Genomic DNA, 8,656 nt, shown 5'->3' with positions numbered 1-8,656 from the left:
CTGATCCGGGCCTATGGGACGGAAGCCTGGGCGCTGCTGGGCGGCGCCCGCAGGGCGGAGGATCTGGGCCGGGCCTTCGGAGCCGGGCTGACCGAGGCCGAGCTCGACTGGATGGCCCGGCGCGAATGGGCCCGAACGGCCGAGGATGCCTTGTGGCGGCGCTCCAAGCTCGGCCTGCGCCTGTCCCCCGATCAGGTGGAGGCGGTGGCGGCCTGGTTCGCCGCTGCCGGCGGGACAGGCGAGGCCGGCCGCCTGCCCGGAGCCGTCAGCCCCCCGCCGGGGTCATGAGAGCGGCCATCGCGCACAGCCCGTCATCCGCCGCCGCCTTCAGGGCCTCGATGGTCATGGCATCGTCGCGGACAAAGGCGACGAACAGCGCATTGAGCATGTGGAACAGGATCTCGCCCAGGGGGCGGGGATCGAGATCGGGGCGCACCTCGCCGCGGGCCTGAAGCCGGGCGACGAGACGCGCCACCTGATCGGCCAGACGGGCATCGAGTTCGGCATAGCGGCGCCCGTTGGGCGTATGCGGCGCCTCGATCGAGATCGCCATCGCCGCCCGCCACATCTCCTTGGTCAGATATTCAAGCGAATGGTCGTAATACTGCCAGATGAGACGGCGCAGCGCCGCCTCCGCCCCGGCAGGCGGGTCGGCCAGGATGGCTTCGCCGGCGGCCAGCACCTCCTCGACCTCGAGCGTGACGGTCGCCATCAGCAGATCACCCTTGGTGCTGTAGTAGTTGTAGACCGTGCCGACCGACACGGCGGCATCCTCGGCCACGTCCTCGATGCGGACGGGGTGATAGCCGTCGCGGCGGAAGCGGCGCACGGCCGATTCCAGGATGCGGCGGTGGCGGTCCGCCTTCTGGCGTGCTCGCAGGCCGGTCAGGATCGCTCCTCCCTGAAATTTGGTGTTGACTTCAAATCTGAGCCTATTCAGCTTTCATGTCAAACGCCGCCGCCATGCGGCAACAGGGAGAGCCGCCATGACCCTTCGCCGACTTCTTGTCAGCACCGCCCTTGCCGTCCTGTCCGCCGGCGCGGCGGCCGCGCAGACCATCAATGCGCTGGTCTGGTGCGATCATGCCGATCCGGCCCTGATCGCCCCCTTCGAGGAGGCGACGGGCATCCGGGTCAATCTGCGGGAATACGAGGGGACAGGCGCCGCCCTGGCCATGCTCGAACAGTCGCGCCCCGGCGACTGGGACGTGCTGGTGATCGATGGCATCGACGTGCCCCGCGTGGTCGAGGCGGGGCTTCTGGCGCCCCTGCCGGCCGACCGGCTTCCGCTCGGGGACCTGTTCCCGCAGGTGGTCCTCGAGGACCGCACCACGCGCGACGGGGCCATCTATGCCGTGACCGAGAAGTTCGGCTACAACACCCTGTCCTACAATTCCGCCCGCGTGCCGGAGGCGGATGTGGCCAGCCTCGACCGGCTGCTGACGGATGACTATGCCGGCCGGATCGCGATCTATGATTACTATCTGCCGGTGATCGGCATCGCCGCGGCGCATCTGGGGCTCGACACCCAGTCCCTGACCGAGGCCGATCTGCCCGCGATCCGCGAGGTCCTCTTCGCGATGAAGGACCGCGCCGCGACGGTGGGCGAGGTGGTCGCCTCGCAGACCGCGCTGGCCACGGGCGAGGTGGATGTCGTCATCGGCGGGGGGGAATGGCTGACCGGCGTTCTCGAACCCGAGCAGCCGGAACTCACCTGGACCATCCCCGACCGGGGCGCGGTGCTGTGGTCGCAGGCCATCGGCGTTCTGGCCGACAGCCGCGAGCCCGAAGCCGCCCTGGCCTTCGTGGAATACATCCTGAGCCCCGAGGGGCAGGCCAGGCTGGCCACCTCCTCCTGCTACTGGGGGATGCCGGCCAACCGCCGGGCCGGCGAGCATCTGACCGAGGAGCAGAAGCGGATCTTGCGCTGGGATTCGCAGGAGGACTATCTGTCGCGCGTCCAGCTCTATCCGGCGCCCGATGAGGCGCTCGATGCGGCGATGCAGGACCTCTGGCTGGAGATGCTCCAGCGATGACCTCTCGTGCGGGGGGCTGGGCGCTTGTCGCGCCCGCCCTGCTCTGGACCCTCTGCTTCTTCGTGCTGCCCTTCGCGGTGATGGCGGCGATGAGCCTGGCCCGCCTCGAGGGGCGGGAGCTCGTCTGGGGATTCGATCTCGGCAACTATGCCCGGCTCGGCGATCCGGCGATCGCGCGGGCCGTGCTGGTCTCGCTCGAGATCACCCTGACCGTCACGGTCGTCTCGGTGCTGCTGGCCTATCCCCTGGCCGCAATCCTGGCCTTCCGCGTGCCCGAGCGCTGGCGCCGCCTGGCGCTCATGCTCGCCATCCTGCCCTTCTGGACCTCCTATGTCGTGCGGTCCTACTCTTGGCTTCTGGTGTTGTCGCGCGAAGGGATCGTGAACCGGGTCCTGATGGGGATCGGCCTCACCGACGCGCCGCTGACGCTGGCCAACACGCGCTTTGCCACGGTGACAGGCTTCGTCCATTTCTTCACGATGCTGCTGACGCTGACGATCTATGCCAATCTCGTGCAGCTGCCGCGCAACTATGCGCGGGCGGCGCAGGATCTGGGGGCCTCCCGCTGGCAGACCTTCCGCCATGTGATCCTGCCGCTGACCCTGCCGGGCATCGTGACCGGGGCCTTCCTGACCTTCGTCCTCTGCATCGGCGACTATGTGACGCCGCAGATCCTGGGCGGCAACCGGGAGCTGGCGCTGCCGCAGGTGATCATGCTCCAGCTCGGCCGCCGGGCCGATTTCCCCCTCGCTTCGGCGCTGTCGGTGGCGCTGATGGGAATGGTGACGCTGGCCTATCTGCTGTCGGCCCGCTGGCTGAGGCTCGACCGGCTGTGACGCGCGCATTGTCCTGGCTCTATCTGCTGGCGCTCTACGGCTTCATCCTGCTGCCGGTGGGCGCGCTCGTGCTCTTCTCCTTCCAGGACGGAGGGCTGCCCGTGCCGCCCTTCCAGGGCTTTTCGCTGCGCTGGTATGCCGACATCCTCGGGGACCGGGCCCTGATGCGGGCGCTGCTGCATTCGGTGCTGCTGGCCTTCGGCTCCTCGGCGCTGGCCTGCGCCCTGGGTTTCCTGGCCGCCTGGGGCCTGGCCCGGCATGCCCTGCCCGGGGCCGCGCTGATGCGCGCGATCCTGGTCATGCCGCTTGCGGTCAGCACGCTGATCGTGGGGCTCGGCCTGCTGATCGTGCTGACCCGGCTCGGCATCGGCCTGTCGCTATGGACCGCCGGAATCGGACATGTGGTGATCAACCTGCCGCTCTGCTTCGCCATCCTCTATGCCTCGATGGGCGATCAGCAGCGCAGCGCCGAGCGCGCGGCGCGGGATCTGGGCGCCCGCGAATGGCAGGTGCTGCTCCTCGTCGCGGTGCCGATGCTGCGGCCGGCCCTGCTGGCGGCCTTCTTCCTTTCCGTCACGCTCTCATGGGACGAATTCATCATCGCCTTCCTGCTGACCCGCTTCGATGTCACCCTGCCCGTGGAGATCTGGAGCCTGCTGCGCTCGGGCCTCTCGCCGCGGCTGAATGCCGTGGGCAGCCTGGTCTTCCTCGTCTCCGCCCTGGCCGTGGTGCTGGCGGAAATCCTCCTGCTGGCGAGGCGGCGGACATGACCGCGGCCGTGATCCTTCAGGGCATTTCGCATGCCTTCGGCCCCCATCGGGCGCTGTCGGACATCGATCTGACCATCGCGCCGGGGGAATATGTCGTTCTGCTCGGGCCTTCGGGCTGCGGCAAGACCACGCTGCTGTCGGTCCTGGGGGGCTTCGTGACGCCCGACAGGGGAAAGGTGCTGATCGGCGGGCGCGACGTGACCCGCCTGCCCCCGGCCCGCCGCCCCACGACCACCGTCTTCCAGGACTATGCCCTGTTCCCGCACATGACCCTGCGGGACAATGTCGGCTTCGGTCCCCGCATGGCCGGCATGGGCCGGGCCCAGCGGCACCGCCTGGCCGAGGAGAAGCTGGCCCTTGTGGGGCTCGCGGGGCAGGGGGGACAAGCGCCCGCATGAGCTCTCCGGCGGCCAGCGCCAGCGCGTCGCGCTGGCCCGGGCCCTGGCCGTGGAACCGGAGCTGCTGCTGCTTGACGAACCGCTGGGCGCGCTCGACCTCAAGCTGCGCCGCGCCATGCAGGACGAGCTGAAGGCCATCCAGCGCCGCGTCGGCACGACCTTTGTCCATGTCACCCACGATCAGGAGGAGGCGATGGCCATCGCCGACCGCATCGTGGTCCTCAATCGCGGCCGGATCGAGGATGCCGGCCCGCCCGAGCGCGTCTATCGCCGCCCGGCGAGCCTCTTTGCCGCGGGCTTCATGGGCGAGACGAACCGCATCCCCGCCCGGCCCGGCCCCGCCGGACAGGTGGTCACGCCCCTGGGGTCGGTGGCCGTCGAGGCCCCGGCAGGGGCGCAGCGGCTGGTCCTCTGCCTGCGGCCCGAGCGGCTGCGCCGAGCGCCGGAAGGAGGGGAGGGGGGATGGGATCTCGGCCCGGCGCGGCTGCGCGATGCAGCCTTCCTCGGCACCCATTGGCGCGTCCATGTCGTGCCCGAAGCGGCACCGGATCTCCTGCTGGTCGCGCATCTGCCGCCCGAGGCGGCCCCGGAGACGGTGCTGCGCCTGCATGCCGACCCGGCCGATCTGTCGGTCTTTGCGGAGGACCACGCATGACCGGCCTGCCCCGCGCGCGGCCCGAGGACTGGTACCGGCTGACGCCGCAGGGCGACGGCGTGACCCTGATCGACGAACCCTGGATCAGGCCCTTCTACCGCTGCAACATGTGGCATGTCCGGGGGCGCGACCGCGATCTGCTCATCGACAGCGGGATGGGGGTGGTGCCGCTGCGGCAATGGGTGCCGCTGGTGACAGAGCGGCCGCTCCTTGCGGTCGCCTCGCATACCCATTTCGATCACATCGGGGCCCATCACGAATTCGCGGACCGCGCCGTGCATGCCGCAGAGGCCGCGATCCTGGCCCATCCGACGCGCGCATCGACGCTGGCCGATCCCTATGTGACCGATGCCATCTTCGACCGTCTGCCCCCGGCGCCTTATGACTCGGCGCTCTATACGGTGCGCGGGGCGGCGGCGACGCGGATCCTGCAGGATGGCGACATCCTCGATTGCGGCGACCGCCGCTTCGAGGTGATCCATACCCCCGGCCATTCGCCCGGCGGCATCGCCCTGTGGGAGGCGGCGACGGGAATCCTCTTCTCGGGCGACATCGTCTATGACGGCCCCCTGATCGAGGACGGCCCTCAGGCCGACGCGGCGGCCTATGCCGCCTCGATGCGCCGCCTTCTCGCGCTGCCGGTGCGCGTCGTGCATGGGGGCCATTTCCCCAGCTACGACGGCAGCCGGCATCGCGCGATCATCGAGGACTGGCTGCGGCAAAAGGGGCTGTGACCCCTATCCCTTCATCGAGTCCCAGAACCCCCTGACCGCAGAGAAGAACCCGGCGCTCTGGGGGCTGTTGCCCTCGGAGAGCTTCTCGAACTCGCGCAGCAGCTCCTTCTGGCGCGGGGTGAGATTGACCGGCGTCTCGACCACGAGTTCGAGGAAGAGGTCCCCCGTCTCCTTGCCGCGCAGATGCGGCATGCCCTTGCCGCGCAGGCGCATCTGACGGCCCGACTGGCTGCCTTCGGGAATGCGCACGCGGGCCCGGCCGCCGTCGATGGTGGGCACCTCGATGTCGCCGCCCAGCGCCGCCGTCGTCATGCTGACAGGAACGCGGCAATGCAGGTCGGCCCCGTCGCGGGTGAAGATCGGATGCTCGCGGACCTCGATGAAGATGTAGAGATCGCCCGGCGGCCCGCCGCGCAGCCCCGCCTCGCCCTCGCCCGCCAGGCGGATCCGGGTGCCGGTCTCCACCCCCGCCGGGATGTTGACCGAGAGCGTGCGCTCCTTCTCCACCCGGCCGGTGCCATGGCAGGTCCGGCAGGGATTCTTGATGATCTGCCCAAGGCCCGAGCAGGTGGGGCAGGTGCGTTCCACGGTGAAGAAGCCCTGCTGGGCGCGCACCTTGCCCATGCCGGCGCAGGTCGGACAGGTGACGGGTTCGGAGCCGCCCTCGCTTCCCGTGCCGCGGCAGGTGGAACAGGTCACGGCCGCAGGGACGGTGATGGTCTTCTGCAGGCCGCGATAGGCTTCCTCCAGCGTCAGGCGGAGATTGTAGCGCAGATCGTTGCCGCGCTGGGCCGCCTGACGGGCGCGGGCCCCCCGGGTTCCCATGATGTCGCCGAACAGATCGTCGAAGACATCCGAGAAGGCCGAGGCGAAGTCGCCATTGGCCCGGAAGCCCGCGCCCGCGCCGCCGCCGGGACGGCCGCCCATGCCGGCCTCGAAGGCGGCATGGCCGAAGCGGTCATAGGCCGCTTTCTTCTGTTCGTCCTTCAGGACCTCATAGGCCTCGTTGAGTTCCTTGAACTCGGCTTCGGCCTTGGGGTTGTCCTTGTTGCGATCGGGATGCAGATCCTTCGCGCGCCTGCGATAGGCCTTCTTGATCTCCTCGGCGCTGGCGCCGCGCGTCACCCCCAGGATCTCGTAATAGTCGCGTTTCGCCATATGTCCCATCCTCCGGCGCCTCCCGAACGAAAGCGGCCGGCCCCCGGGGGGACCGGCCTCTCCGGGTCAGAAGGCCCGCATCCTCAGCGGCCCCGCCTGTCCTCGCCGAGATCCTCGAAGTCGGCGTCCACGACCCCATCCTCGTCGGCCCGGCTGCGCGGAGCATCGCTCCCCTCCGGCCCCTCGGCGGCCTGGGCGCGGTAGATCGCCTCGCCCAGACGCATCGCGGCCTCGGTGACATTCTGGATCCCCGAGCGGATCTTCTGGACGTTGTCGCTCTCGATCTCCTCCTTGAGCGCGGCGATGGCCAGCTCGATCGCCTCCACCGTCGAGGGATCGACCTTGGAGCCATGCTCCTGGATCTGCCGCTCGGTCGTGTGGATCAGCGATTCGGCCTGGTTCCGGGCCTCGATCAGCTCGCGGCGCTTGCGGTCGGCCTCGGCATTGGCCTCGGCATCCTTGATCATCCGCTCGATCTCGGCATCCGACAGGCCGCCCGAAGCCTGGATCGTGATCTGCTGAGCCTTGCCCGTCGCCTTGTCCCGGGCCGAGACCGAGACGATCCCGTTGGCGTCGATGTCGAAGGTCACCTCGATCTGCGGAATGCCGCGCGGGGCAGGCGGGATCCCTTCCAGATTGAACTGGCCAAGCAGCTTGTTGTCGGCGGCCATCTCGCGTTCGCCCTGGAAGACCCGGATCGTCACCGCGTTCTGGTTGTCCTCGGCGGTCGAGAAGACCTGGCTCTTTTTCGTCGGGATCGTGGTGTTGCGGTCGATCAGCCGGGTGAAGACACCGCCCAGCGTCTCGATCCCGAGGCTGAGAGGCGTCACGTCCAGCAGCACCACATCCTTCACATCGCCCTGCAGGACGCCCGCCTGGATCGCCGCACCCAGGGCCACCACCTCGTCAGGGTTGACGCCGCGATGCGGCTCCTTGCCGAAGAACTTGGTCACTTCCTCGATGACTTTCGGCATCCGCGTCATGCCGCCGACCAGAACCACCTCGTCGATGTCGGCGGTGGTGATGCCGGCATCCTTGAGAGCGGCCTGACAGGGCTTGAGCGTCGACTTGATGAGGTCGGCGACCAGGCTTTCCAGCTTGGCACGGGTGAGCTTCATGACGAGGTGCAGTGGCGCACCCCCCGGCCCCATGGAGATGAAGGGCTGGTTGATCTCCGTCTGCTGGGTGCTCGAAAGCTCGATCTTGGCCTTCTCGGCAGCTTCCTTCAGACGCTGGAGCGCCATGCGGTCCTTGCTGAGATCGACGCCATGCTCCTTCTTGAACTCGTCAACCAGGTAGTTGACGATGCGCATGTCGAAGTCCTCGCCCCCGAGGAAGGTGTCGCCATTGGTAGACTTCACCTCGAACAGGCCGTCGTCGATCTCGAGGATGGTCACGTCGAAGGTGCCGCCGCCCAGGTCATAGACGGCGATCGTCTTGGAATCCTTCTTGTCCAGACCATAGGCCAGGGCAGCGGCGGTCGGCTCGTTGATGATGCGCAGCACCTCGAGCCCGGCGATCTTGCCGGCATCCTTGGTCGCCTGGCGCTGGGCGTCGTTGAAATAGGCAGGAACGGTGATGACGGCCTGCGTCACCGGCTCGCCCAGATAATTCTCGGCGGTCTCCTTCATCTTCTGCAGGATGAAGGCCGAGATCTGCGAGGGCGAATATTTCTGGCCGCGCACCTCGACCCAGGCGTCGCCGTTGCCGCCGTCCACGATCTTGTAGGGGACGAGCTTCTTGTCCTTCTCGACCTCCGGGTCGTCGACGCGGCGGCCGATCAGGCGCTTCACGGCAAAGATGGTGTTCTCCGAATTCGTCACCGCCTGACGCTTGGCCGGCTGGCCGACAAGGCGCTCGCCCCCTTCGGTGAAGGCGACGATCGAGGGCGTGGTGCGCGCGCCCTCGGCGTTCTCGATGACGCGGGGCTGCGAGCCCTCCATAATGGCGACGCAGGAGTTGGTGGTGCCGAGGTCGATCCCGATCACTTTGGCCATGATCAAATCCCTTTCGAGGCGGTCTGATGCGTGGGGGCCCTGCCGAGGCGCCCCCTGTGGATGGTTGGCGGG

General features: G+C 68.5%; 10 protein-coding genes. 7 read left to right on the top strand and 3 right to left on the bottom strand.

Annotated elements, in window-relative coordinates:
* Window positions 1-288: glycerol-3-phosphate dehydrogenase C-terminal domain-containing protein (locus tag RUTHE_RS09985; protein ID WP_040645692.1), on the top strand; the 288-nt coding region annotated here is incomplete at its 5' end.
* Here RUTHE_RS09985 and RUTHE_RS09980 read toward each other — a convergent pair.
* Entirely contained in the window at window positions 266-841 is a 576-nt protein-coding gene (locus tag RUTHE_RS09980; RefSeq protein WP_281167471.1) for a TetR/AcrR family transcriptional regulator, read from the bottom strand. The two genes, RUTHE_RS09985 and RUTHE_RS09980, sit on opposite strands and share 23 nt — an antisense overlap.
* A 145-nt stretch (window positions 842-986) precedes the next feature.
* On the opposite strand from RUTHE_RS09980, the gene RUTHE_RS09975 reads away from it, so the two are divergent.
* From RUTHE_RS09975 to RUTHE_RS09955, 6 genes are read left to right on the top strand one after another with little or no spacing between them, the layout of a single operon-like run.
* Complete coding sequence (locus tag RUTHE_RS09975; RefSeq protein WP_021098274.1) at window positions 987-2,036, top strand: polyamine ABC transporter substrate-binding protein; 1,050 nt, start codon at window positions 987-989, stop codon at window positions 2,034-2,036.
* Window positions 2,033-2,872: an ABC transporter permease gene (locus tag RUTHE_RS16805; protein ID WP_021098273.1), complete on the top strand. Its 840-nt coding sequence runs from the start codon at window positions 2,033-2,035 to the stop codon at window positions 2,870-2,872. Before RUTHE_RS09975 ends, RUTHE_RS16805 begins: the two co-directional genes overlap by 4 nt.
* Window positions 2,869-3,642, top strand: a complete 774-nt coding sequence (locus tag RUTHE_RS16800) for an ABC transporter permease (RefSeq protein ID WP_021098272.1) — start codon at window positions 2,869-2,871, stop codon at window positions 3,640-3,642. Before RUTHE_RS16805 ends, RUTHE_RS16800 begins: the two co-directional genes overlap by 4 nt.
* Window positions 3,639-4,040 carry an ABC transporter ATP-binding protein gene (locus tag RUTHE_RS17590; protein ID WP_021098271.1) on the top strand — a complete coding sequence of 134 codons (402 nt, stop codon included), beginning with the start codon at window positions 3,639-3,641 and terminating at the stop codon, window positions 4,038-4,040. The genes RUTHE_RS16800 and RUTHE_RS17590 overlap by 4 nt, the downstream gene beginning before the upstream one ends.
* Window positions 4,000-4,695 (top strand): ABC transporter ATP-binding protein, encoded by a 696-nt coding sequence (locus RUTHE_RS17585; protein ID WP_021098270.1) that lies wholly within the window; start codon window positions 4,000-4,002, stop codon window positions 4,693-4,695. Before RUTHE_RS17590 ends, RUTHE_RS17585 begins: the two co-directional genes overlap by 41 nt.
* A complete protein-coding gene (locus RUTHE_RS09955) occupies window positions 4,692-5,429 on the top strand; it encodes an MBL fold metallo-hydrolase (RefSeq protein ID WP_021098269.1) in 738 nt (245 codons plus the stop codon). Before RUTHE_RS17585 ends, RUTHE_RS09955 begins: the two co-directional genes overlap by 4 nt.
* Before the next feature lie 3 nt (window positions 5,430-5,432).
* On the opposite strand, the gene dnaJ is transcribed toward RUTHE_RS09955, so the two are convergent.
* Window positions 5,433-6,587 carry a molecular chaperone DnaJ gene (gene dnaJ, locus RUTHE_RS09950; RefSeq protein ID WP_040645690.1) on the bottom strand — a complete coding sequence of 385 codons (1,155 nt, stop codon included), beginning with the start codon at window positions 6,585-6,587 and terminating at the stop codon, window positions 5,433-5,435.
* Between the two features lie 83 nt (window positions 6,588-6,670).
* Window positions 6,671-8,584 carry a molecular chaperone DnaK gene (gene dnaK, locus RUTHE_RS09945; RefSeq protein ID WP_021098267.1) on the bottom strand — a complete coding sequence of 638 codons (1,914 nt, stop codon included), beginning with the start codon at window positions 8,582-8,584 and terminating at the stop codon, window positions 6,671-6,673.
* Window positions 8,585-8,656: the final 72 nt, after the last annotated feature.

The organism is Rubellimicrobium thermophilum DSM 16684 (assembly GCF_000442315.1).
Classification (GTDB): domain Bacteria; phylum Pseudomonadota; class Alphaproteobacteria; order Rhodobacterales; family Rhodobacteraceae; genus Rubellimicrobium; species Rubellimicrobium thermophilum.
The sequence above is the reverse complement of the archived record's forward strand: the minus strand, read 5'-3'. Positions and strand labels throughout refer to the sequence as shown.